Genomic DNA, 23,089 nt, shown 5'->3' with positions numbered 1-23,089 from the left:
GTGCCTGGGGCACGGCTGCCTCGACCGTCACGTCTTCGTCGTCCGCCGGGGGCACCGAGGGCCGGACCTGCCCCGGACCGCTCGGGGTCTTCGGGATGCGATGCCCCTCGGCCGGTTCGGCCGGCGGCCGCTGCGCGACAGTCGGCTCGTCGGCGACCGGACGCTGCGCGACCACCGTCAGGTCGTCCGCGTTCGACTGGGCCCCGATCGTCGGGTCGTTCGCGTCGGGGCGGCGGATGGCGACGGTCGGGTCGTTCGGTCCCGGGGTGAAGACGGTGGCTTCGTCGTCGGGAGTCCCGGGACGCTGGATCGGGATCGGGCGCGCGTCTTCGCGGTACGGCTCCTGGTCAGGTCTACTCATGCTTGGTCACCCATGTGGGAGAGGACTTCGGTGGTGGTGGGCATGGCGGTGGAACACTCCAGCCGGGAGGCGACGATCGCACCGGCGACGTTCGCGAACCGGATGACCTTCTCCAGCGGCCAACCGGACAGCAACCCGTGGCACAACGCCCCGCCGAAGCCGTCGCCGGCCCCCAGTCCGTTGACGACCTCGACCGGGTACGGCGGGACCTCGACCCGCTCGTCGCGGGTCCGCGCCAGCGTGCCGCGCGGCCCCTGCTTGACGACTGCGAGCTCCAGCCCCCGGTCTAGCAGCGCCTGCGCCGCCTTGTCCGGGTCGGTCTCGCCGACCGCCACCTCACACTCCTCACGGTTGCCGACAGCAACCGTGCAGTACTCGAGCGCTCGACTGACCTGCGCGTGCGCCTCGCTCGGATCAGCCCAGAACATCGGCCGGTAGTCCAGGTCCAGCACCGTGATCGGCCGCCGGCCACGCGCCTCCCAGGCGGCGAAGTGCGCCGACCGGGACGGCTCTGCGGACAGCCCGGTGACCGTGGACCAGTAGATCCGCGCCTCCCGGATCGCGTCCAGGTCGAGCTCGTCGGGGTTGATCACCAGGTCCGGCGCCTTCGGGAACCGGTAGAAGTACAGCGGGAAGTTGTCCGGCGGGAAGATCTCGCAGAACGTGATCGGCGTCGGCAGCCCGTCCACCGGCGACACGAACCGGTCGTCGACCCCGAGCTCGCCGAGCGTCCGGTGGATGAACGTGCCGAACGGGTCGTTCCCGGTCCGGCTGATCACCGCCGATTTCCGCCCGTGCCGCGCCGCCGCGACCGCGACGTTCGTCGCGCTGCCGCCGAGGAACTTCCCGAACGATTCCACGTCCTCCAGGTGCGTCCCGGCCTGCAGCGGGTACAGGTCGACCCCGATCCGCCCGATCGTCAGTACGTCGTCCACCATCAGACCCGACCCGCAATCTCCCGCAGGTGCGCGATACTCGCCCGGACATCGACCACGGGTCCCTCGCCACTCGGCCGGTCCGACAGGATCGTGTCCTGCTCGAGCACGTACCAGCCGTCGTACCCGGCCTCTTCGAGGGTCGCGACGATCAACGTGATGTCGATGTCGCCGGCACCCAGCGGCCGGTACATCCCCTGCCGTACGGCGTCCGTGTAGCTGACCTCGCCGGCCTGCACCCGCGCGGCCCACGCGGCGTCCACGTCCTTCAGGTGCGTGTGCCGGACGCGGTCGGTGTGCTTGACCACCAGCGCGACCGGGTCGACGCCGCCGATCAACAGGTGCCCGGTGTCGACGGTGAGACCGATCGACGAACCGTTCAGGACCTGCTCGACGTCGTCGGCGTTCTCCACCATCGTGCCGACATGCGGGTGGATCGTCGCCAGCACACCACGCGCAGCGGCGAGGTCGGCCAGCTTGTCCAGGTTCGCGAGCAGCGTGCTCCAGCCCGTCTCGTCGAGCACCGGACGGTCGTCGTACCCGTCCTGGCCGGTGGCCGCGGCGAGCACCAGGGTGGTGGCACCGGCGGCAACGAATCCGTCGAGCGCCGTCGTCACCTCAGGCGCCGGGTCGTACGCCGGATCGTGCAGGACGACCGGGACGAAGCCGCCGACCGCGCGAAGACCCACGTCCGCGAGGGTCTTCGCCTTCTCGGCCGGGTCCTCGGGGAGGAAACCGTCCGGACCGAACTCGGTCGCGGCCAAGCCGGCGTCCCGCATCTCGGCCAGCACCGTCTCCGGGTCGAACTGCCAGCCCCACCCCGGAACCTCGCATACGCCCCAGGAGATCGGGGCGCCGGCGATACGGTCCACCAGCTCGGTCATCGGCAGTTCTCCTCTGTTCTCGAGTACGGCATCAGGCGATCTCTTCCAGCGTGACAACTCGGGCCTCGCGGCGCGAGAGTTCGCACGCATCGGCTGTCCGGAACGCCTGGTACGCGTCGCGGACCGTGCACGGCACCTCACGGTTGCCGGCCACAACTTCAGTGAAGGCGGCGAGCTCGGCGGCGTACGCCGGACGGAACCGGTCCATGAACGTCGCGTGCGGCTGACCGCCCGGGAAGGTCACCCCCTCCTCGGCGGAACGCAGCGCGGTGTGCTCGTCGAGCCCGACCGCGACCGATCCGAGACTGCCGAGTACCTCCATCCGCACGTCGTGCCCGGCCGCGTTGTACCGGGTGCCGCTGACCGAGACGAAGGTGCCGTCGTCCAGTGTCAGCAGGGCGGCCGCTGCGTCCACGTCGCCGTACTCGCCGAAGAAGGACTCGCCGCGGTTCGCGCCGGTGGCGAACACGCTGACCACCTCGGCCCCGGTGACGAACCGGATGATGTCGAAATCGTGCACCGTGCAGTCCCGGAAGAACCCACCGCTGGTCGGGATGTACCCCGCCGGCGGCGGGAACGCGTCGTTGGTGTTCGCCCGGATGTGGTGGATGAACCCGAGCTCGCCGGAGCGGACCTGCGCCGCGACCGTCTGGTACCCGTGGTCGAAGCGGCGCTGGAAGCCGATGTGCACCGGTACGCCGGAGTTCTCCACCAGCTCGACGACGCGCTTGGTCTCGGCCAGGTCGATCGCCACCGGCTTCTCGCAGAACGTCGGGAGGCCGGCCGCCAGACCGGCCTCGATCAACTCGGCGTGCGCGGACGTCGCGGCGGCGATCACGAACCCGTCCAGCCGGCTCGCCAGCAACGCGTCGACATCGGGCGCGAACTCCAGGCCGAGATCCTTCGCGACGAGTTCCGCCCGGCCCGGGTCCGCATCGGCGACGACCACCTGTTCCACCGCCGGCAAATCCTTGAGCGTGGCGGCGTGGAACGCCCCGATCCGCCCGACCCCGACCAACCCGATCCGCATTCCGGTCACCCTTCCGCTGGTTGCGTACGCTCCGTCAGCTTCCCGGGCAGGCAGCGAAGGTGTCAAGACTTTGTTAACACATTTTCACGTCGAGACATACATACTTTCATCATGTAACATCCCGGCCATGGTTGCCCTTCCGGTCAGTATCGATCGGACCAGTCCGGTGCCGCTGTACCACCAACTGGCCGAGCAACTGACGTCCGCCATTACCGACGGCTCACTGCGCCCGGGCGACCCGTTCGAGAACGAGATCGCCATGTCGGACCGGCTCGGGCTGTCCCGGCCGACGGTCCGGCGGGCGATCTCCGAGCTGGTCAACCAGGGCCTGCTGGTCCGCCGGCGCGGCATCGGCACCACTGTCGCGAACCAGATGGTGCACCGCAAGGCCGAGCTGACCAGCCTCTACGAGGATCTCGCCCGCGAGGGCCGCGCGCCGCGCACGGAAGTCCTGTCGCTGGACTGCGACGCCCACGACGACCGCGCCGCCGCGGTGCTCGAACTGCCGGTCGGCACCCCGCTGGTCTCGATCGTCCGGCTCCGGTACGCCGACGACGTACCGCTCGCGATCATGCGCAACTGGTTGCCTCCGGCCCTCAACGACCTGACCCTGGAGCAACTCACCGCGGACGGCCTGTACTCCGTACTGCGCGCCCGCGGCATCCGCCCGACGGTTGCCCGCCAGCGCATCGGCGCCCGCAACGCGACCGCCGAGGAGCGCCGTACCCTGCACATGTCCAAGGCTGAACCCCTGGTCACCATGACCCGCTCCGCCTACGCCGCCGACGGCTCCCCCGTCGAGTACGGCAACCACTGCTACCGCGCCGACCAGTACTCCGTCGACGTCGTAGTGTCGGACCGCTGATTTCTAAGCCTGGTTGGCGAGCAGGGTCCTGACCAGGCGGAGGCCGACCGAGAGGTGGGCGAGTTCCGGGCCCTCGGTTTCGACGATCTCGTCGAGCATGGTGGCTGCGCGGGCCAGGGCCGTGGCGTTCTGGTCCTGCCAGGTGGCGACCCGGTCCTCGGGTTCGGCCGAGGCGTCGGTGCTCGCCAGGACCTGACGGGTCAGGCGGGCGTGGACGGCGTGCAGGTCGTCACGCAGCGCGGCCCGGGCCATCGTCTGCCAGCGGTCGGTGCGCGGCAGGCCGATGATCCGTTCCAGGAAGCGGCCCAGCTGCAGCCGCTCGCCGAGCGCGAAGTGCACCTTGGCGACCTCGAGGATGTCGATGTCGTCGCGGGACGCGGTCTCCACGATCCCGAGCCCCGCGTACGCCGGCGGCAGTACCGCGATCCGGGTGGCGAAGTCGTCCCCGACTCCCCGTTGCACGAGCGCTTCGCGACGCTGTTCGAACAGCGCCAGCTCGCGACCCCGCAGTACCTCGGGAAGCGCCGTGGTCAGCTTCGCGATGCCGGGGCCGAAGAACTCGATCAGCTCCTCGATGTCGACCGGTGGCCGCCGGTTGCTGACCAGCCAGCGGGTCGCGCGCTCCACCAGTGTCCTGGTCTCCAGCCGCATGTGCGACTGGGTGTCGGCGTGGACGACGTTGTCCAGCTCGGCGTTGCGCGACAGCAGCTCCGGCTGCGCGAAGATCCGGGACGCCGCGAGGTTCGCCCGGACGACGTCCTCGACCGTCCCGCCGGTCTCCAGCGAGAGCCGGTGGTACGCCGTGATGCCGGACGTGTTCACGAATTCGTTGACGACCTGCGTGGTGATGATCTCCCGGCGCAGCTGGTGGCTCTGCACCTGGTCGGCGAACCGCTCCTGGATCGCCTTCGGGAAGTAGCTGGCCAGCTTGTGCGCGAGGAAGGCGTCGTCGGGAAGCGACGTCTTCAGCAGCTCGGCCTCCATCACGATCTTGGTGTAGGCGATCAGCACCGAGAGTTCCGGCGAGGTCAGCCCGCGCCCCTCGGCCTTGCGCCGCTTGAACTCGCTGACGCTCGGCAGGAACTCCAGTTCGCGATTGAGCAGGCCCTGCTTCTCGAGGCGCCGTACCCAGTCCTGGTGGACGTGCAGCAGCGCGGGCGCCTGCTCGGTCGCGTTCGCGAGCGCGATGTTCTGCCGGTAGTTGCTCTTCAGCACCAGCGCGCCGACCTCGTCGGTCATCGACGCGATGATGTCGTTGCGCTGCTTCTCGGTCAGGTCGCCGTCCGCGACCACCGTGTCCAGCAGGATCTTGATGTTCACCTCGTGGTCGGAGGTGTCCACGCCGGCCACGTTGTCGATGAAGTCGGTGTTGATCCGGCCGCCGGCCGCGGCGTACTCGATCCGGCCGAGCTGGGTGAAGCCGAGGTTGCCGCCCTCGCCGACCGCGCGGGCGCGCAGCTCGGCGCCGTCGATCCGGATCGGGTCGTTGGCCTTGTCGCCGACGTCCGCGTTCGACTCGGCGGCCGACTTCACGTAGGTGCCGATGCCGCCGTTCCAGAACAGGTCGACCGGCGCCTTCAGGATCGCGTTCATCAACTCGGCCGGGGTCAGCGTCGTCGCGGTGCTCTCGATGCCGAGCGCCGTCCGTACCTCGGCGGAGATCGGGATCGCCTTGTCGGTCCGCGGGAACACGCCACCGCCCGCCGAGATCAGCGACGCGTCGTAGTCCGCCCAGGACGACCGCGGCAGCTCGAACAGCCGCCGCCGCTCGGCGAACGACGTGGCCGCGTCCGGCACCGGGTCCAGGAAGATGTGCCGGTGGTCGAACGCCGCGACCAGTCGGATGTGCTCGGACAGCAGCATCCCGTTGCCGAACACGTCACCGGACATGTCGCCGACGCCGACGACAGTGAAGTCCTCGTTCTGGCAGTCGTGACCCATCTCGCGGAAGTGCCGTTTCACCGACTCCCAGGCGCCGCGGGCGGTGATGCCCATCGCCTTGTGGTCGTACCCGACCGAGCCGCCGGACGCGAACGCGTCACCGAGCCAGAAGCCGTACTCCTTCGCGACACCGTTCGCGATGTCCGAGAACGTCGCCGTCCCCTTGTCCGCGGCAACGACCAGGTAGGCGTCGTCACCGTCGTACCGGACCACGTCCCGCGGCGGAACGATGTCACCGGCAACGATGTTGTCGGTGATGTCCAACAGCCCCGAGATGAAGGTCTTGTACGACGCGATGCCCTCGGCCAGCCAGGCGTCGCGGTCCACCGACGGCTCCGGCAGCTGCTTGGCGTAGAACCCGCCCTTCGCGCCGACCGGCACGATCACCGAGTTCTTCACCATCTGGGCCTTCACCAGACCGAGCACCTCGGTGCGGAAGTCCTCGCGGCGGTCCGACCAGCGCAGCCCACCGCGCGCGACCGCGCCGAAGCGCAGGTGCACACCCTCGACCCGCGGCGAGTACACGAAGATCTCGTACGCCGGCCGCGGCTGCGGCAGCTCCGGGATCGCCTTCGGCTCCAGCTTCAGCGAGATGTACGAACGCGGCTGCCCATCGGCGCCGGGCTGGAAGTAGTTGGTCCGCAGCGTCGCCTTCATCACGGTCAGGTACGACCGCAGGATCCGGTCCTCGTCCAGACTCCGCACTGTGTCCAGCGCGGCCAGGACCTCCTTCTCCAACTGGTCGGTGCGCATCACGCGCTCCGGGTCGTCGGCCGGACCGCGCGCCGGGTCGAAGCTGGTCTCGAACAGCTGCACCAGGAGACTGGCGACGTCGACGTGGTTCAGGAAGGTGTTCTCGATGTAGCCCCGGCTGAACGGCGTACCACCCTGACGGATGTAGCGCTGGTATGCGCGCAGGATCGAGACCTGCCGCCAGCTGAGGCTGCCGCGTAGTACGAGTGCGTTCAGGTTGTCGGACTCCGCCCGGCCGTCCCAGACCGCCCGGAACGTGTCGGAGAACAGCGTGCGGAGGTCCTCGCGCTCCTCGGCGTCCTCCGGAGCCTTCAGGCCGAAGTCGTAGATGTAGGCCATCGTGCCGTCGGCGCAGCGGATCTCGTACGGGCGTTCGTCGATCACCTCGACGCCCATCGCCGTCAGGTGCGGCAGCACCTGCGACAGCGATAGCGCCGATCCGGTCCGGAAGACCTTGAACCGGCGCTCGCCTTCCCACTCCTCCTCGATCGGACTGTAGAGCGACATCGCCAGCCCGTTGTCGGCCGGCAGCCCTTCGAGCACGTGCACGTCGTTGACCGCGACGCGGGCGTCGAAGTCCTCCTTGTACGCCTCCGGGAACGCCTGCGCGTACCGGCGCGACAGCTTGGCCACGGCGCCGTCGCCGCCCTGCGCGTGCAGAGCGACGTTGAAGTCGTCCTCCCAGGCCCGGGTCGCCTCGATCACCTGCTGTTCGAGCAGGTCCGGGTCGTACTCCCCGACCGTCTCGCCCTGCTTCATCCGGACCACGAAGTGCACCCGAGCCAGCACCGACTCGGTGACGTAGGCGGCGTACGTGACGCTCTCGGCGCCGATGGCGTCCTTCAGGATCTGCTGCATCTTCAACCGGACCGCGGTGGTGTAGCGGTCGCGCGGCAGGTACACCAGGCAGGACAGGTACCGGTTGTAGACGTCACGGCGTACGAACAGCTTGACGGCGCGCCGCTCCTGGAGGTGCAGCACCGACTGCACGATCGGCAGCAGGTCCTCCACCGGCGCCTGCAGCAGCTCGTCGCGCGGGTACGTCTCCAGTACGTCGAGCAGACCCTTGCCACTGTGGCTGTTCGGGTCGAAGCCGGTCTGGCGGAACAGCTCGAGCGCCTTGCGCCGCAGTACGGGCACCTGCATGACGCTCTCGGTGTACGCGGTCGACGAGAGCAGCCCGATGAACCGGCACTCCCGGACCGGGTTGCCGTCCGCGTCGAACTGCTTGATCCCGACATAGTCGAGGTACGCCGACCTGTGCACCGTGGACCGGGAGTTCGCCTTGGTCAGGATCAGCAGCTTCTGCTCCTGGGCCTTGGCGCTCACCTCCGGCGGCAGCTTGCCGGAACCCGGCTTCGGGTCCGGCCGGAGGATGCCCAGGCCGGTCCCGGGCCGGCCGCGCAGGATGCCCTGCTCGCCCTCCATGGTGAAGTCGTACTCGCGGTAGCCAAGGAAGGTGAAGTGCTCGTCGGCGAGCCACTCCAGCAGCTCCCGGGCCTCTTCCACCTCGCTGTCGGAGACCGGGAGGTCGGCGGCGTTCAGACCGGCGGCGATACTGACCGCCTTTTCGTGCATCTTCGGCCAGTCCTCGACCGACTCACGCACGTCGTTCAGGACCTTCTGCAGCTCCTGCTCGAGGGCGCGTTGCTCGGCGACATCCGCGATCCGCTCGATCTCCAGGTGCATCCAGCTCTCCCGCACCAGGTCGTGCCCGTCCGCGGTGGCGCTGTCGTCCAGGACCTCCTGCAGCGTCCCGGCCATGTCGCGGCGGACCACGAACTGCGGGTGGATCAGCAGCTGGAGCTCGAGGTTGCGGTCGGTGATCGCCATCGACGCGCTGTCGACCAGGAACGGCATGTCGTCGACCACGATCTCGACGACGGTCCGGCCGCTCGCGGACCAGCCGTGCTCCTCGAGCGTCGGGGTGAAGACGTGCACCTTCGCCGTGCCCTGCGGGCGGGACATCGCGGACTTGTAGTGGTGCCGCGCGGCGCCCAGGCAGTCGTTCGGCTGGCGCTCCGCGACGTCCTCGGCGGCGACATGCCGGTAGTACTGCTCCAAGAACGTCCGCAGCTTGCCCGGGTCGACCAATTTGTCGTGCCCATGGGTCCCCGCGGCCACCGCCTTCGCGAGCACATCTGCCTTCCGGACGTCCAGCTTGCTCTGCATTCCCCACCGTCTCCACACGTGACGTCGGCGTCGCTCGCGCCGGACCGCACGACATTGTGCGGTCACTCAGAGATTAGTCCACCTCTGTCACTGGTGTGGTGTCGGGACGGGCCTGTCAGCGGGGTGAGTCACGCCTCACCCGCGCTTGGTGAGCCGGAGAGCGAGGGCTGGGCAGGCGAGGACGGCGCGGCGCGCGTCCGGGAGCTCACCGGTGGTGATCTCGCGGCCCCGGAGCACCGGGAATCCCCACTCGTCCAGGACGACGTCATCGGGCAGCAGACCCGCGCACAGGCCGTGACCGTCGCACCGGGTCCAGTCGATCTCGATCTTGCTCATCGGGTGCCTCCCAGCACGCCCAGCACCGGCCGGCCGCATCCCTGACCGGACAGATGCCGGTGGATGTCGTCGTCCAGTACCTCGAGCGCGGACATCAGGAACCTCGCGGTTCCGTCGGGGTGGGCGCAGGCTCCGCGCCCGGGAACCAGGCCGAGGTGCCGCCGGGCGTCGTGCCAGCCCTGCGGGTCGCCGGCGGTCAGCCTGGCGAAGTCGTCGACCAACGCCGCGAGACCGAACACACACGGACCGCATTGCCCGGCCGACTGGCTCGCCAGCCACTGGGCAACCTGAGTGACCTCACCGAGCGGGCAGGTCCGGGAGCCGAGCGCGACGACGATGCCGGCCGACACCTCCGGGCGCTGCAGCGTCAGACCAGCGGTCTCCGACAGCCAGCGGCCGTGGTAGCCACCGAGTAGTACGGGCCCGGCTTCCGCACCGGCGTACTGCAGGACTGTGTCGAGTGGCACACCGATCGGTGTCTCGATCACACCGGGTCGCTGTACGGCGCCGTCGATCGTCAGGAGTTGCGTACCGGGCTCGGTGATCAGGCCGGTGCTGCTGAACCCACGGGAGCCAAGGCGCGCTAGTACTGCGAGCTGCGCGAACGTCTCGACATTCGACAGGAACGTGGGGCGGCGGTGGTAGCCCTTGCGCGTCGGCAGTACGCGTCGGCCCGGTGGTACCGCCGTACCGCCCTCGAGCGCGCTCAGGACCGCACGGGCTTCACCGGCGACGAAACGGCCCGGCGTGTCTCGTACTTCGATCGCCACGCGGTCGTCGCGCTCCATCAGCGCTTCCCGCATCGACGTGGCCGCAGCAGGATCGTGTACGGCGATCAGCACGTGCGGCGCTCGCAGTGCGTGCGCGAGATCGACTGCGGCGTCCAGGACGAGATGCGGTGAATTCGTGAGGAGCAGGCGGTCCTTACGGCTCAACGGCTCGCTCTCGGAACCGTTGACCACCACTGCCTCGATCCCACGCGCAGGGAGGTCCTGCAGCTTCAGAGCGACCGGGAAGGCCGCGCCACCACGCCCCCTGAGCCCTACAGCTTCAGCAAGCTTGGTGTAGTCGTCGCGGGTCAGCCTCGGCTGACTGCCATGAGTCAACAGGTGACGCTGAAGGTCCAGCCGCCCCTGGTCAAGCCCAGCAAACACTCTGGCCTCGCCGATGACTCGTGTCTCTTCCACCGTGATCATTGGGCCCTCCAGGCGCGGGTGAGCTTTGGGGGTGCGTTGAGGCGGTAGGCACCCGCAGTGGCGACGGCAGCCAGACACCCGACAGTGATCCCGACCATCCACGGGGTACTGCGATCAGTGCCCGCCAGCAGTGCGTGGCCGATGGACAGGAGCCATCCGACCGACGCGGCGATGTGCAGCTTGCGCCAGTACTTCGTGAACCGCGCGGAGACCGCCAGCCGGCCACGGGACGCTCCGACGAGGGACGCCAGTACCAGGCTGTAGAGCGCCAGCACACCGACGAGCATCGCGAACGGCCGGTAGCCAGACGCGAACGGCCACACCAGAGCGAGCGGACTGATGCTCACGTAGCTGTCGGCGATCACCGCGACCACATGGGTCGCCAGCAAAACCAGTCCGGTCACGGCGGCCGACCGGTGTACGTACTGCAGCCAGAACCGCGTCGCCGGCCGCCGGATGCTCGGCATGATGATCCCGAGCACGGCCGAGAGCGTGAACATGACCATCGTGACCACGCCGGCCGCGCGAGCGAGGTACCAGAGCGTCATCAGGCAGCCCTGCTCGCTGCCGGCCAGCCCAGCAACTCGGTGACCTCACCGTCCTCGGCGATCAGCCGGGCCGGGTGACCAGCCAGCTTGAGCCGTCCGACAGCCGCCTCACCGGTGGCGATGAGCGCCGTACTGAAGGTGTTCGCCCGTACGGCGGTCGGCGCCCAGACGGAGGCCGTCCGATACGGGCCCGCCGCGGGGTGACCGGTCCGCGGGTCGATCACGTGATGGCCGTAGCCGGTCGGGGTCTGCCAGCGCCGTACCGTGCGGGTCGACGTGGTGAGACCGCCGTGGGCCAGGGTGACGAGGACACCGGGATCACCGGCGCGTTCAGCGACCGTGATCACCCAGGGCTTCTTGGGTTCGCCCGCCGCGCGGAGGTCGCCGCCGATCTCGACCAGGACAGCACAGCCGTAGCGCTTCGACAGCATGTTCGCCGCGCGGTCCGCGGTCCACGCCTTGGCGGTGGCACCCAGGTCGAGCGCGCAGTCCTTCGGTACGCCGAGCAGCGCGAGCTTGCGGTTCAGCCGAACCTCCTGCCAGCCCGCGACCGGTTTCGGGTCGAGCGGGGCCTGCGGGAAACGCCGCCGTACCGTCTCGATGTCGGCGTCGTACCCGGCCGCGATCACCGCCGGGCCGACGGTCGGATCGACCGCGCCGCCGCTCATCTGGGCCGCGACCAGGCTCACGTCGACCAGGTCGACGAGCAGCCGCGAGACCGGCACCAGCGCACCGGCGCGGGTGTTCACGACCGACAGCTCGGAGTCGGGCCGGAAGCGGCTGGCGGCCTTGTCGACCCGGTCCATCAGCGCCTTGAGTTCACCACACGCCGCCCCAAGTACGGCCGGGTCGTCGACGGTCAGGCGGACCGAGCAGCTCCACGCGGTCCAGGTCCGCGAGACGCTCATGACCCGTTGCTCCCACCCTGCGAGGTGGAGCCGGAGTTCGCCGATCCGAGACCGCTGCCGCTGGAGTTCGATCCAGAGCTGGAGCTGGACCCGGAGCCGCTGGAGCCCGAGTTGCTGGAGCTGGAGCCGTTGTCGTCCGAGTTGCTCGACGTGGACGTCGTACCCGTGCTGCTGCTCGAGTGCTTCGACGACACCACCGCGACCGAGATCCCGGTCGCGCCGACGCCGAGAACGGCAGTGGCTATCGCGGCCGCGGAGGCTCGGTGCAGCCAGCGCCTGCGGGTGGAGTGGGAATCATGTGTGGTGACCATGCCGTAAGCCTCGTTCGAAGCCCGTCAGCCGCACTCCAAGAGAAGATCAAGCGACCGTCAAGTTCTGCTGAAAGGTTCGTGAGAGCGCCCCTCAGGCTTTAAAGGCTTTACCCCTTCTCAAGCCGGGCCGCGGACCTCCGGCGGGCAGTCGGTCTCGCAGTGCTTGCCGATCGTCGCGACGACCGCGTCTGACACCTCACCGAGCACCCCGAGCCGCTCCGGCCCGAACACGTCCACGAAGAACTCCCGGACCCGGGCCGCGTGCGCCGGCGCGCACTCCTTGATCGCCGCCAGCCCCTCCGCGGTGATCACGATCTCCGGGTAGCGCGCGTCGCAGGCCTCCTTGCGGATCAGCCCGCGCTTCTCCATCCGGGTCAGGTGGTGCGAGAGCCGGCTCTTCTCCCACTGCGTGGACCGGCCGAGCTCGAAGGCGCGCATCCGGCCGGACTCCGACTCGGACAGGTTGACCAAGATCTCGAAGTCCGACCCGGACAGGCCGAACTCCCGCTGCAGGTGCCGCTCCAGATGCGTCTCCAGCGTCCGTTTCATCAGCAGATAGCTCCGCCACGCCTGCTGCTCGCCCTCGTCGAGCCACGGTCCCTTACTCACGCCACCCATCGTACCCGCCGGGGTTGACACATCAACCCAACGCGCTACGATTCCTTTGGTTGACACATCAACCCAAACTTTCTGGGGAGTTGCCATGAGCAAGAAGCTGATCGCCGTCGTCGGTGCGACCGGGAGCCAGGGCGGCGGGCTGGTCCGCGCGATCCTGGCGGACCCGGCGGGCGAGTTCGCCGTCCGGGCGCTGACCCGGAACCCGTCGTCCGGCCCAGCCCGCGACCTCGCGGCTGCCGGGGCCGAGGTAGTCGCGGCCGACCTCGACGACGAAGCGAGCGTCCGGTCCGCGTTCGAGGGCGCGTACGGCGCTTTCGTGGTCACGAACTACTGGGCGCCGCTGACACCCGAGCAGGAGGCCGTCCGGACCCGCGCGGAGATGGAGCTCGCCCAGGCCGAGACCGCTGCCCGGGCCGCGCGCGATGCCGGCGTACTGCACCTGGTCTGGTCGACGCTCGAGGACACCCGGCGGTTCTTCGCTGGGCGCGACGACGTACCGAGCCTGGACGACGGGCGTTACAAGGTCCCGCACTTCGACGCGAAGGGCGAGGCGGACGAGCTGTTCCCGAAGTACGGCGTACCGACGACGTTCCTGCGCACCACGTTCTACTTCGACGCGTTCCTCGACACTCTCGTACCGACGCGCAACGCCGACGGCCGGCTGACGATCACCCTCCCGATCGCCGACCAGCGCCTGGCAGGCATCGCCTCCGAAGACATCGGCCGCACCGCCCTGGCAATCCTGAAGCGCCCCGACCTGATCGGCCAAACCATCAGCATCGCCGGCGAACACCTCACGGGCGAGCAATACGCCGAGGCCCTCACCACAGCCCTCGGCGAGCAGGTAACCCACCACTCCCCCACGTGGCCCGAGTACCGCACGTACCCCTTCCCCCTGGCCACCGAAATGTCCAACATGTTCCAGTACTACACAGAAAACCACGACGCCTTCACGGGCGCCCGCGACCTACAGAAGGCCCGCAACCTCAACCCCGCCCTCCAGTCCTTCGCCGCTTGGCTCGACAACCACAAAGAGGACCTCAAGGCCGCGCAAAGCTAGAGTCATCCAACGGCACGGGCACTTCTCTCAACCACCAGATCAACCGTCGATTCAATCTCCTGACCGGCAGTGAGATGAATGTGATGTCCGTCTGGTACGCCGTCCTGCGCAAGCGTCAGCAGATGCCTCGCGAGCGATCGCAAACCAGCCGGATTAGCCGATATCACAACCTCGGAGCCCTGCACCTCAACGGCGATCTCGAAGTCATCGTCCCACTCAAAACGCAACCCACGAGTTTCTTCATACGGCAAGTTCACGGCTGATAGTCCTCCAACTCCCAATAGCCGATCCGAGCAAGCTTCTCAGCCAAGGCACTCCACGTAGGAGCCTCAACTTCCTCGAACCGCCGCCGAAGGAACGTCAGCACCCGGGGCAGGTCGAGCGCTTCGACGATCAAGTGATGCCGACCCAACTGTGGGCCTTCCTCCTGAACCAGACGCTGAAGCCATACAGGCGTGCAGACGAGCACGTCGAACGACTCTTCACCGACACCTCCCGCGGGCCCGACCAGCAACCGAACCCACACCGCATCATCCCGAGGATCCGCAGAAACATAAGTCTCCACATCAACATCCGAGCTATACACGGAACGCACCGAAGCCCTCACAACAGATCCGTTCCGTCGTGAGGCAACCCGGAGCGGCCGGGTGTGTTTTGCCAAGTTGATGGCCAGTTCCCCACGAAGAAGTACACCACTTGGCGCTGGGCGCGATCGTCCGAGAGGCCGACGCGCTCGGTCAGCGACACCAGGTTGTGCACGCATCTGACGAAGGCGCGCAGGTCCGTCGACAACACGCGATCAAATCCCTGAATTACCACGGCCAGCGGCGGCGACCACGCTTCCGTCAGCAGGTCCCACATCCGGTCCGCGAAAGCAGCCCACGAGCCGGCGCCGAGCGACGTGAAGCCCAGACACTTGCTCAACTCGATCAGCAACTTCCGTTCGAGATCGCCTTTTTCCGGTGCCTGCGCGCTAACTATCCGAAACCCGAGATCGCCCAGTACAGTAAGCGACGCCTCCAAGTCGGCGGTTTCCAGGAGATAAGGCTCGGGCTTGAGCCACGGGAGTTTCTCTTCCACACCGACCCAGTCCGCCCACTCTCGCGGCTTATCAGCATCCACAGCGGCACCCACAGGCCTCACAGCTCGATGTTTTCCGATTTTATGAGATACAGCTCATAATCACCCGTTGCCACCAGATCCTGCGCCGCAGTCAAGATCGACTCAACTCCGGGATCGCGAACAATGATTCCATCTAGCGCGACGAAGTACGCGCCGGATGCGTTCTCGCCGGTCTCGCGCCAGCGTTCCATCAGACGCGCGGCCTCCGCGACGGTCAAGAAGGTGCCGGCCCATGAGCCGCGACCCGGAATGTCTATCCATCCATCCACATTGCTGACCGTTTCAGGAGCCTCGTCCTCTTCGAGGAGAAGTCGCAACCGGAATTCAGGATGCTCGATCGTAAACAAACTCACCCCCGCGATCTCGAAGCCTTGCTCATTGCTCGCTGTTCGGAGGCGGGCCGAGTCTCCAGGAGTCTTAGGTTAGAGCCCCTGTCATCTGCGGGGGTGCCCCCTCAGATGGCTCGTTGCCCCCTTGCCTGAAGGGGGTAGAAGGGGCCATCTCAGGGGGTGCCCCCTCAGATGACGCGGGCGGTGGGTCGGCGACGGTGAAGGTGCGGCGCGTGACCTGATGCGGGCGGGGCTCCCGATCTAGACGAATCGCTCGTCGTTCTCATCGAATGCCTTGAGTTGGGAGAGCAGGGAGTGGCACGCCGTACGGTCGTCTTCATCCGATCGTGGAGCATTGTCGAGGTAGCTCCATTTTTGGGGCTCTGTGGGGAAGGACAGGCGCAGGATCAGGGCTTCCCAGCCGAGGTTGCCGCCGTCTCCCAGCTGCTCGACGAGCCATGAGCGGAAGTCGCCCGCCCAGCTCGAACCCTCCGTCGCGTATTGACAGCCGCGCAAGAAGGCGGCGTACATGCTGAACGACCCGTCGAGGCTGAACATCTTCGGCCGCGCTTCGAGTCGTTCGATCAACCAGGCGAGAGATCTCCGGTCGTCGTCGACCTCCGTCTGTCGCACGAGGACCAAGGGGTAGAGCTCGGTATCGACGATGTCGCGGACTGCAGCCACGATGTTGTCGATACCGGGCTCGCGAAGAATCACCAGGCCCGGAGTGGCGTAGTACTGGCCCGCCGCGCGCTCGCCGGCCTGCTCTTCCTCGTCCCATCGCGCACGCAGCTCATCCATCGTCAGAAACGTTGCACCCCAGGTCCCCTTGCCGAGGACCGTCACCCAGCCGTCCGTGTCGCAGACGTCCTCGTGTCGCTCACCGTCCTCGACGACGATGGTGAGTTCGAAGGCGGGCTGCCGGATTGTCAGCATCTTCGGCGATTTCCTCACTGGCTCGCCGTTCGTAGGCGGGCCGGCTCTCCAGGACTCTTAGGTTAGAGCCCGCGAGTATGTCGTGACCTGATGCGAGCGTGGTCGGTACGGTGAGGTCATGACAGCGGCCAGGGGCTTGGGGTGGGCTGGGGCTCGGTGGGTGCGGTTGGTGGTTGGGGTGCTGTTGGTGGGGCTTGGGGCTTTGTTGGTGTTCAAGCCGTTTGCTTCGCTTGCGGTGTTGGTTGTGGTTCTTGTTGGTGCTCTCGTGGTGGCTGGGGTTGGGGAGCTGTTGCGGCGGCACGCGGGGGGTTTGGGGGTGGGTGCCTGGTACGGCGTACCTCGGGGCTGCGGTGGTGGTGTTGGTGTGGCCGGGGGCAACTATCAGGGTTGTCGCGGTGGCGGTTGCGGGGGCGTTGCTGGTTGGGGGCGTGGCTGAGCTGGTTGCTGGCCGGCGCGTGCGGGGTACGGCTCGGGTCAATGCGGTGGTTGGTGGGGCGGCCTCGGTGCTGTTCGGGCTGCTGGCGCTTGCGTGGCCGGATGTCACCGTGTTGGTTGTCGCGGTCGTGTTCGGTGCGCGTGTGCTGATCGTCGGAGTTCGGCAGGTGGTTGCCTTCGTCAAGGGTGACGACGTGCCACTCGTACGCCGACCCTCGGCGGCCACGCGTCCCAAAGGTGGCCGGTTGACCGGTACGGTCCTCGGGGCCGTCGTGGCGCTGGACAAGCCCATCTGGTCAGGGAATCCCGGTGCGGGCGCTTTCGGGCAACGCCTGCGCGACAACGTCCCGTCCGGTCCCATCAAGGCCCCGGTCCTCATCGGCCAAGGCGCCGCCGACACCCTCATCCTCCCGGCAACCCAGGCCGAGTACGTCGACGCACGTTGCGCCGCCGGGTACCCCGTCGACTACCGCACCTACGAAGGCCGTGACCACGTCCCGCTCGTCGAACCAGACTCCCCGGCGGTCCGCGATATCCTCACCTGGACAACCGACCGCTTCGACAACAAACCCGCCAAGAACACCTGCTGAGTACGACGTCGGCTCAGGCGGGCTCGAGGCGGCGGAGGGTGGATTCGAGGTTCAGCGAGAGCCAGGCGGACAGCTGTGGGTGGGCCGGGTGTTGCCAGAGGCCGTAAGGGCCTCGGAGGGATTCCAGGTGGGTTGCCAGCGCGCCAACTTGGGAGTCTTGTGCAGTGAAGCCACACCGGGAGGCCAGGTGCAGGACGAAGGCCGGGTCGGCGGTGGCGTAGAAGGTGACTTGGCCCATCGCCGGTTCCAGACCGAGTAGGCGGGAGATCTCCCAGCCGACGGTCGACGTGTCTCGGGCCTCGCGGGCCAGGAGGTGAGCGACGCCGGTTCGGGCGGCCTCGGAGTGGCGGCGGTCGCGGTGCAGCGCGAGGCAGGCCGCGGCGCCGGTGGTGGCCGAGCGGCAACCGAGCCCCTGAGGCAGCCGCCGGTACGCCTTCTCCGGTGGCGCCGGGCGACCGGCCAAGCCGAGGTCAGCTTTCGGACCGGAAGGCCAGGAGCCGTCTGCGAGGCGGACCTCCAGAAGCCACTCGTAGGCCCGCTCGGCGCGTGGATCGGTCGCGAAGCCGGCGGCGGCGATCCCCCGCAGCGGTACGACGGTCTGCATCGTGATGAACCGCGGACTGTCGCTCAGGCCGGGGTCTGAACCGGGACGGGAGCCGGCGCGGGGGCTTGGGTCGGGGGGCGGGGGCGACCAGGAGCCGTTTGGTTGTTGGAGGCTGAAGAGGTTCTCGACGGCTATAGCCGACGCAGGTCCCCGGTAGCCGAGGTTGGCCAGCCGGCAGAGCAGATAGCCCGCAGCAGAAGGCTGATCCGCGACCGCCAACTGCCCAACAAGGGCCTCGATCTCAGTACTGCGATCGATCTCGGCACGCCACGCGACAACCTCGGCGTCGTTCTCATCGGCCCCCTCCAGCTCGCGGGCGACACGCCACCGCAGCGAAGGGGACGGGTCGCCGAGCAACAACGCACCAATGCTCACGACAGCACCTCGGCAAGATGCGGAGCGGTACAGGTGCCGGCCCCAGCAAGAGCCTCGGGTGAGCCCTCGAACACGATCCGGCCGCCGTCCGGTCCAGCACCTGGGCCAAGCTCGATCAGCCAATCGCAACAAGCAAGGAAGGCCGGGTCGTGCTCGACGACCAGCACGCTGTTGCCAGCAGCAACAAGCGTGTCCAGCGCGCTGACGAGCACCGTGACGTCGGTGGCCTGGAGGCCGACGGTTGGTTCGTCCAACAGGTACAAGGAGCCTGCCTTCGCCGGACGGGCGAACTCCTTGGTGAGTTTCAGCCGCTGCGCCTCGCCGCCCGAGAGGCTCCAGCCCGGTTGGCGAACGACGAGGTACCCGAGCCCGAGAGCGACGGCGGCACCACCGACCCGCCGTACCGTGTCGATGTCACCCCACTCGTCGACGAGCTCGGCGATGGTCAGGGACTCGATGTCGGGCAGCGTGCGGCCCCGGTGGAGCAGGCCGGCAGCCTCACGGCGATACCCGGTTCCGCCGCAGGCCTCGCAGGTCTGAGCCACCGACGGCAGGAACGACATGTCCTGCTTCCATATCCCCTTGCCCTTGCAGGCGTCGCAGCCATAGGTCAGGTCCTTGACCGTGATCCCCTGCTCGCCGGCGAACTCCTTGCGCACGGCACCGATCAGCCCAAGGTACATCCCGGGTGACGCGACCTCCTCGCGAGATTGGTCGGCGACGACGACGCGTTCCGGCGCGCCGGTGATGCCGTCGTGATCGCCTGGTCGGACGCGGATCACGCCGCGGCCGGGAATGTTCGTCTTCGGCCGGGTCAGGCCGAGCGCGAGGGTGTCGACGACGAGCGACGACTTGCCCGACCCGGACACCCCGCAGACGCCGACCAGCACACCGAGCGGGACGCGGACGTCGACCCCATCGAGGTTGTTCTCCCGAGCTCCGGTGATCTGCATCCACCCGGCCGGCTCCCGGCGACGATCGCGGCGCGGTGCCGGGAACCGACCGTCCAGAACCGCGCGGGTCACCGACTGCGGATGGTCGAGCGCGATCAGGCGACCGCCCGCTCGCCCAGGTCCCGGGCCGATCTCGATCACGTCGTCGGCCGCGCGGATGACGATCGGGTCGTGCTCGACGGCGATGACAGTGTTCCCGGCGGACCGCAACTCGGTCAGTGTCCGGGTCAACGCGGTCACCTCCGACGGATGCAGGCCCCTCGACGGTTCGTCGAGCAGGACCGTCATCCCGACCAGCCCTCCCCCGACCACCGACGCCAGCTTGATCCGTTGCGCCTCGCCCGCCGACAACGTCCACGTCGACCGGTTCAGCTGGAGGTAGCCCAGCCCGACGGCACGGAGGAACGCGAGCCGATGCAGCGCGCTGGTCCGCGCATCCGCCGCCTGCGGATCATCAGGCTCGCCCATCGATTCCAGGACCGCTTCCACCTCGGCGAGCGCGCTCGCGAACAGCTCGTCCCGCGCGTGCCCGCCGACGCGGATCGACAGGTACGCCGGACGCAGCCGCCGGCCCCCACACTCGCGACAGGGAAACCCGATCGAGTCCTTGCCGCCGACGTCATTCCGGGCCCAACTGTTCAGCCCGGTCCACGACGCGTCGCCGTACAGGACAGCGTTCCGGGCCTCGTCGCTCAACTCGGCCCAGGGTGTGTGGTCGAGGTCATACCGGTACCGCGAGGCCAGCGACCGCGTCGGCGCCTCCATGCCGCCGGTCGCGCGGAACCACGACAGGCTGCCGCCGAACACGCCCGCGGGAATCGGCACGTCCGGGTGCACGATCAACTTGGCGAACTCGAACTCCCGCTCGACCCCGAGTCCCAGGCACTGTGGACAGTTCGAGACCGGCGATCCCACCAGCTGGCGCGGCTCGATCGGCACCGCGCTGGTTCCGCAGTCACCGCACAGCCACGTTCGATCCGGCTTCGGGGACGTCCGGCGTACGCCGTCACTCCCGCAACTCAGACAGGTCCGAACACCGGCCCGGGCGATGATCACGGCGAGCAGCCGATCGAGATCGCTGGACCGGCCAACGGTCACCCGGTCCGCATCCCACACGTAGAAGCCCGGCCCCTGTCCGTCGAAGGACAGGCCCGACGGGTCGATACCGATCGTCGGGCCCAGGCCGGTCACCGAGTCGACCGGCGCCTCCGGTCCCTCCCGCACCGACTGCCGCTCGTACACCGACAGGCACTCGAGCAGCCGCCTGGTCGCCTCGGACTCGAGTACGTCGTGGACCAACGACGACTTGCCGGACCCCGAGACCCCGGTGACGACACTGAACCGGCCTTTAGCGAAGTCGACGTCGACACCCTGCAGATTGTGGGCACGAGCACCACGGACCCGTACGGCGGCACTCGATCGCCGGTCGGTGCGCGGCGCGGCGCGAGGACGCACCCGCGGCTGTTCCTCGGGTTCCGGCGGTCCGCAATGCTGCAGCCGTCCGCCGTCGGGACCGCCCGCCGGACCGAGATCGATGCGCCAGTCGGCGGCGGCGATCACGTCCGGTTGGTGCTCGACGACGACCACCGTGCAGCCACTGTCCGTCAGCCGGTCGAACACCGCCAGCAACCGATCGAGATCGCCAGGATGCAGCCCGGTCGTCGGCTCGTCGAGCAGTAGCAGCTCACCGGCCTTGGCCTTGGCGACCTCGCGGGCGAGCCGGACGCGTTGGGCCTCCCCGCCGGACAGGCTCGGGGACGCCTGTCCGAGCGTCAGGTAACCAAGACCGACCTCCTGCAAAGGCTCCAGGATGCGAGTCACCGCCGGGTGCTCCGCGAAGACCGCGACGGCCTCGTCGACGCTCAGCTCCAGTACGTCGGCGATCGACCGGCCGGCCCACGTCGCTTCGAGGACCTCGGGCCGATAGCGCCGGCCGTCACAGGCCTCGCACGGAACCCAGATCGGCGCGACATAACTCGTCGAGACCTGACTCAGGTTGATCGCGACCGAACCCATCCCCTCGCAGTCCGGGCAAGCGCCCTCAGCCCGGTTGAAGGTGAAGTCCGATGCGGACCGGCCGGTCTCGGTCGCGAACACGTCGCGGATCCGGTCCAGCACCTTGGTGTACGTCGCCGGGTTCGACCGCGGGTTGTTGCCCAGCGGCGCCTGATCCACCGCCCGCGCCCGGATCACCGGCCCATCGAACGCCGCGCACCCGACCGGCCCACGCTCGCGCAAGGACGCCAGCAACACCTCGCGGCTCAGGGTGGTCTTGCCGGCCCCGGATGGACCGGTGATCACCGTCAGCGCTCCGAGCGGGATCTCGCAGTCGACGTCGCGCAGGTTGCGCAGGGTCGCACCGGCGATCCGGATCCGGTCCGCGGAGAGCGGTCGCCGGGATCGTTGCTGCCGAGCGCCGGTGGCGAAGCTGCGGCCCGACGCCGTGTCCGCACGCCACAGTTCAGCGGGCGGGCCCTGAAACACCAGCCGTCCGCCGGCGTCACCACCGCCAGGCCCGATTTCCACGACATCGTCGGCCATCGCGACGGCCAAGGGATCGTGTTCGACCATCAGGACCGGGCCGGGCAGCGCGACGACGGCGTCGAGCAGTCGGCTCAGATCGCTGTGGTGCAGGCCGATGGTCGGTTCGTCGAGGACGTGCAGCAGGTCTTCGAGGCGCCCGGACAGCACGACCGCGAGCCGGGTTCGTTGCGCTTCACCGCGCGACAGCGTCGGCATCGAGCGATCGAGGGCGACGTACCCTAGGCCGAGCTGTTCGAGTGGGCGCAGGCGTCGGAGCAGCTCGTCCTGGACGCGTCGCGCGCGCGAGCCGAGTGGGAGTTGTTCGACGAATTCGAGGGCCTCGGTCACCGGTCGACCCATCAGCTCCTGGAACGTGACGCCGGCGATGCGATGTGACGAGGTGTCGTGGTCGCCACGGAACGCCGACGGTGCGAGGGGCCGGACCCAGGCGCCGCATCGCGGGCAGATCGGGGCGCGCAGTACCGGCGTACCGCCGAGGAGGACTTCGGGTCGGCCCAGCGCGTCGGCGTGCTCCAGCATGGCCCGAACCTCGGCCGCCGACTGGTCGGATCGGAGCGTGGCGACTCGGACGACGACATCGTGTGGCAGCGCCGGGTCGAGGCGCGGAGCCCGACCGGCTGCCCACTCTCGACCGTCGACGGAGACGTGGGCGAACTGTCCGCGGATGCCCGCAAGCAACCGGGCGTGACTTCCCGTCAGCCCCCGCACGATCGCGACCTCGACGTCGAGCTCGTCCCGCTGAGCGAGCAGGTCGAGCGCGGTCGTCAGACGTTCCTCGGCGGAAAGCGCCCGGATCGGTACATCGCAGCGCGGGCACTGCACCTCGGCGAACCGCGAGTACAGGATCCGCAGGAACGGATGCAGCCCGACCGATGTCGCCAGCGTCGAGGCCGGGTTCCGGTTCAGGACGTTCTGCGCGACCGCCACCGCAGGCCCCAGGCCGTCGATCCGCCGGACCTGCGCGGCGGGAACCCGCGCCGAGTTGCCGCCGAGCGCCAGCGTCTCGACGAACCGCCGATGCGCCTCGGCATGCACCACGTCGAACGCCAGCGACGACTTGCCCGACCCCGACACACCGACGACGGCGGTCAGACCCGGTCCGAAGGAGACGTCGACATCGCGCAGGTTGTGTTCGGCTGCGCCGTAAACGTCGAGGAACCGTCGCCGACCACGGCCGGTCGCACCCGCGCCTCGACGATCCATCCCGCCATCCTCGCAGCTCTCCGGACCAGTCCACCGAAGACTGGGTTTCACCCCATCGGGGCGATGCGGGGCCCCTCGCG

The 23,089-nt window shown here is 68.6% G+C and carries 20 protein-coding genes; 4 read left to right on the top strand and 16 right to left on the bottom strand.

Going from position 1 to position 23,089, the window contains the following annotated elements; translation table 11 throughout:
• Window positions 1-357: 357 nt before the first annotated feature.
• The 3 genes from iolC to AC0662_RS16110 are packed head-to-tail and all read right to left on the bottom strand — an operon-like array spanning window position 358 to window position 3,210.
• Window positions 358-1,299: a 5-dehydro-2-deoxygluconokinase gene (iolC, locus tag AC0662_RS16120; protein ID WP_452194743.1), complete on the bottom strand. Its 942-nt coding sequence runs from the start codon at window positions 1,297-1,299 to the stop codon at window positions 358-360.
• On the bottom strand, window positions 1,299-2,180 hold the full coding sequence (locus AC0662_RS16115) for a sugar phosphate isomerase/epimerase family protein (protein WP_452194741.1): 882 nt from the start codon (window positions 2,178-2,180) through the stop codon (window positions 1,299-1,301). Before AC0662_RS16115 ends, iolC begins: the two co-directional genes overlap by 1 nt.
• Window positions 2,181-2,211: 31 nt before the next feature.
• Complete coding sequence (locus AC0662_RS16110) at window positions 2,212-3,210, bottom strand: Gfo/Idh/MocA family protein (protein WP_452194740.1); 999 nt, start codon at window positions 3,208-3,210, stop codon at window positions 2,212-2,214.
• Between the two features lie 127 nt (window positions 3,211-3,337).
• On the opposite strand from AC0662_RS16110, the gene AC0662_RS16105 reads away from it, so the two are divergent.
• On the top strand, window positions 3,338-4,075 hold the full coding sequence (locus tag AC0662_RS16105; protein ID WP_478301348.1) for a GntR family transcriptional regulator: 738 nt from the start codon (window positions 3,338-3,340) through the stop codon (window positions 4,073-4,075).
• 3 nt (window positions 4,076-4,078) lie between these two features.
• On the opposite strand, the gene AC0662_RS16100 is transcribed toward AC0662_RS16105, so the two are convergent.
• The 5 genes from AC0662_RS16100 to AC0662_RS16080 form a co-directional block, all read right to left on the bottom strand.
• Window positions 4,079-8,941, bottom strand: a complete 4,863-nt coding sequence (locus tag AC0662_RS16100; protein ID WP_452194737.1) for an NAD-glutamate dehydrogenase — start codon at window positions 8,939-8,941, stop codon at window positions 4,079-4,081.
• Window positions 8,942-9,076: 135 nt separating this feature from the next.
• Window positions 9,077-9,277, bottom strand: coding sequence for a ferredoxin (locus tag AC0662_RS16095; protein WP_452194736.1), 201 nt, complete (start codon window positions 9,275-9,277; stop codon window positions 9,077-9,079).
• A complete protein-coding gene (locus tag AC0662_RS16090; RefSeq protein WP_478301344.1) occupies window positions 9,274-10,383 on the bottom strand; it encodes an NADH-ubiquinone oxidoreductase-F iron-sulfur binding region domain-containing protein in 1,110 nt (369 codons plus the stop codon). Before AC0662_RS16090 ends, AC0662_RS16095 begins: the two co-directional genes overlap by 4 nt.
• 86 nt (window positions 10,384-10,469) lie before the next feature.
• Window positions 10,470-11,021 carry a hypothetical protein gene (locus AC0662_RS16085; RefSeq protein ID WP_478301342.1) on the bottom strand — a complete coding sequence of 184 codons (552 nt, stop codon included), beginning with the start codon at window positions 11,019-11,021 and terminating at the stop codon, window positions 10,470-10,472.
• Complete coding sequence (locus AC0662_RS16080) at window positions 11,021-11,929, bottom strand: FAD:protein FMN transferase (RefSeq protein ID WP_478301340.1); 909 nt, start codon at window positions 11,927-11,929, stop codon at window positions 11,021-11,023. Before AC0662_RS16080 ends, AC0662_RS16085 begins: the two co-directional genes overlap by 1 nt.
• A gap of 24 nt (window positions 11,930-11,953) precedes the next feature.
• On the opposite strand from AC0662_RS16080, the gene AC0662_RS16075 reads away from it, so the two are divergent.
• Window positions 11,954-12,247: a hypothetical protein gene (locus tag AC0662_RS16075; protein ID WP_478301338.1), complete on the top strand. Its 294-nt coding sequence runs from the start codon at window positions 11,954-11,956 to the stop codon at window positions 12,245-12,247.
• A gap of 110 nt (window positions 12,248-12,357) precedes the next feature.
• On the opposite strand, the gene AC0662_RS16070 is transcribed toward AC0662_RS16075, so the two are convergent.
• Window positions 12,358-12,849 (bottom strand): MarR family winged helix-turn-helix transcriptional regulator, encoded by a 492-nt coding sequence (locus AC0662_RS16070; protein WP_478301336.1) that lies wholly within the window; start codon window positions 12,847-12,849, stop codon window positions 12,358-12,360.
• A 94-nt stretch (window positions 12,850-12,943) separates the two neighbouring features.
• On the opposite strand from AC0662_RS16070, the gene AC0662_RS16065 reads away from it, so the two are divergent.
• A complete protein-coding gene (locus tag AC0662_RS16065; protein WP_478301334.1) occupies window positions 12,944-13,918 on the top strand; it encodes an NmrA/HSCARG family protein in 975 nt (324 codons plus the stop codon).
• 2 nt (window positions 13,919-13,920) lie between these two features.
• On the opposite strand, the gene AC0662_RS16060 is transcribed toward AC0662_RS16065, so the two are convergent.
• The 5 genes from AC0662_RS16060 to AC0662_RS16040 form a co-directional block, all read right to left on the bottom strand.
• Window positions 13,921-14,175, bottom strand: coding sequence for an Imm32 family immunity protein (locus AC0662_RS16060; RefSeq protein WP_478301332.1), 255 nt, complete (start codon window positions 14,173-14,175; stop codon window positions 13,921-13,923).
• Window positions 14,172-14,504, bottom strand: coding sequence for an immunity 8 family protein (locus AC0662_RS16055; RefSeq protein ID WP_478301925.1), 333 nt, complete (start codon window positions 14,502-14,504; stop codon window positions 14,172-14,174). Before AC0662_RS16055 ends, AC0662_RS16060 begins: the two co-directional genes overlap by 4 nt.
• Before the next feature lie 17 nt (window positions 14,505-14,521).
• Window positions 14,522-15,040: a hypothetical protein gene (locus AC0662_RS16050; protein WP_452194720.1), complete on the bottom strand. Its 519-nt coding sequence runs from the start codon at window positions 15,038-15,040 to the stop codon at window positions 14,522-14,524.
• Between the two features lie 17 nt (window positions 15,041-15,057).
• Window positions 15,058-15,393 (bottom strand): hypothetical protein, encoded by a 336-nt coding sequence (locus tag AC0662_RS16045; protein ID WP_478301330.1) that lies wholly within the window; start codon window positions 15,391-15,393, stop codon window positions 15,058-15,060.
• Between the two features lie 237 nt (window positions 15,394-15,630).
• Window positions 15,631-16,305, bottom strand: a complete 675-nt coding sequence (locus AC0662_RS16040) for a hypothetical protein (RefSeq protein WP_452194717.1) — start codon at window positions 16,303-16,305, stop codon at window positions 15,631-15,633.
• Window positions 16,306-16,562: 257 nt separating this feature from the next.
• On the opposite strand from AC0662_RS16040, the gene AC0662_RS16035 reads away from it, so the two are divergent.
• Window positions 16,563-17,330: an alpha/beta hydrolase family protein gene (locus tag AC0662_RS16035; protein ID WP_478301328.1), complete on the top strand. Its 768-nt coding sequence runs from the start codon at window positions 16,563-16,565 to the stop codon at window positions 17,328-17,330.
• Window positions 17,331-17,343: 13 nt separating this feature from the next.
• Here the strand turns inward: AC0662_RS16035 and AC0662_RS16030 are convergent, their stop codons facing one another.
• Window positions 17,344-18,309, bottom strand: a complete 966-nt coding sequence (locus AC0662_RS16030) for a hypothetical protein (protein WP_478301326.1) — start codon at window positions 18,307-18,309, stop codon at window positions 17,344-17,346.
• Window positions 18,306-23,009 carry an excinuclease ABC subunit UvrA gene (locus tag AC0662_RS16025; RefSeq protein ID WP_478301324.1) on the bottom strand — a complete coding sequence of 1,568 codons (4,704 nt, stop codon included), beginning with the start codon at window positions 23,007-23,009 and terminating at the stop codon, window positions 18,306-18,308. Before AC0662_RS16025 ends, AC0662_RS16030 begins: the two co-directional genes overlap by 4 nt.
• Window positions 23,010-23,089: the final 80 nt, after the last annotated feature.

The sequence above is a fragment of the Kribbella sp. NPDC043289 genome, assembly GCF_056436705.1.
The sequence above is the reverse complement of the archived record's forward strand: the minus strand, read 5'-3'. Positions and strand labels throughout refer to the sequence as shown.

What these genes read in the sequence shown, in the direction of transcription:
- AC0662_RS16100 (WP_452194737.1), bottom strand. Translation starts at nt 8,941, where the DNA reads ATGCAGAGCAAGCTGGACGTCCGGAAGGCAGATGTGCTCGCGAAGGCG.
- AC0662_RS16065 (WP_478301334.1), top strand. Translation starts at nt 12,944, where the DNA reads ATGAGCAAGAAGCTGATCGCCGTCGTCGGTGCGACCGGGAGCCAGGGC.
- AC0662_RS16025 (WP_478301324.1), bottom strand. Translation starts at nt 23,009, where the DNA reads ATGGATCGTCGAGGCGCGGGTGCGACCGGCCGTGGTCGGCGACGGTTC.
- AC0662_RS16105 (WP_478301348.1), top strand. Translation starts at nt 3,338, where the DNA reads ATGGTTGCCCTTCCGGTCAGTATCGATCGGACCAGTCCGGTGCCGCTG.
- AC0662_RS16095 (WP_452194736.1), bottom strand. Translation starts at nt 9,277, where the DNA reads ATGAGCAAGATCGAGATCGACTGGACCCGGTGCGACGGTCACGGCCTG.
- AC0662_RS16080 (WP_478301340.1), bottom strand. Translation starts at nt 11,929, where the DNA reads ATGAGCGTCTCGCGGACCTGGACCGCGTGGAGCTGCTCGGTCCGCCTG.
- iolC (WP_452194743.1), bottom strand. Translation starts at nt 1,299, where the DNA reads ATGGTGGACGACGTACTGACGATCGGGCGGATCGGGGTCGACCTGTAC.
- AC0662_RS16085 (WP_478301342.1), bottom strand. Translation starts at nt 11,021, where the DNA reads ATGACGCTCTGGTACCTCGCTCGCGCGGCCGGCGTGGTCACGATGGTC.
- AC0662_RS16040 (WP_452194717.1), bottom strand. Translation starts at nt 16,305, where the DNA reads ATGCTGACAATCCGGCAGCCCGCCTTCGAACTCACCATCGTCGTCGAG.
- AC0662_RS16110 (WP_452194740.1), bottom strand. Translation starts at nt 3,210, where the DNA reads ATGCGGATCGGGTTGGTCGGGGTCGGGCGGATCGGGGCGTTCCACGCC.
- AC0662_RS16115 (WP_452194741.1), bottom strand. Translation starts at nt 2,180, where the DNA reads ATGACCGAGCTGGTGGACCGTATCGCCGGCGCCCCGATCTCCTGGGGC.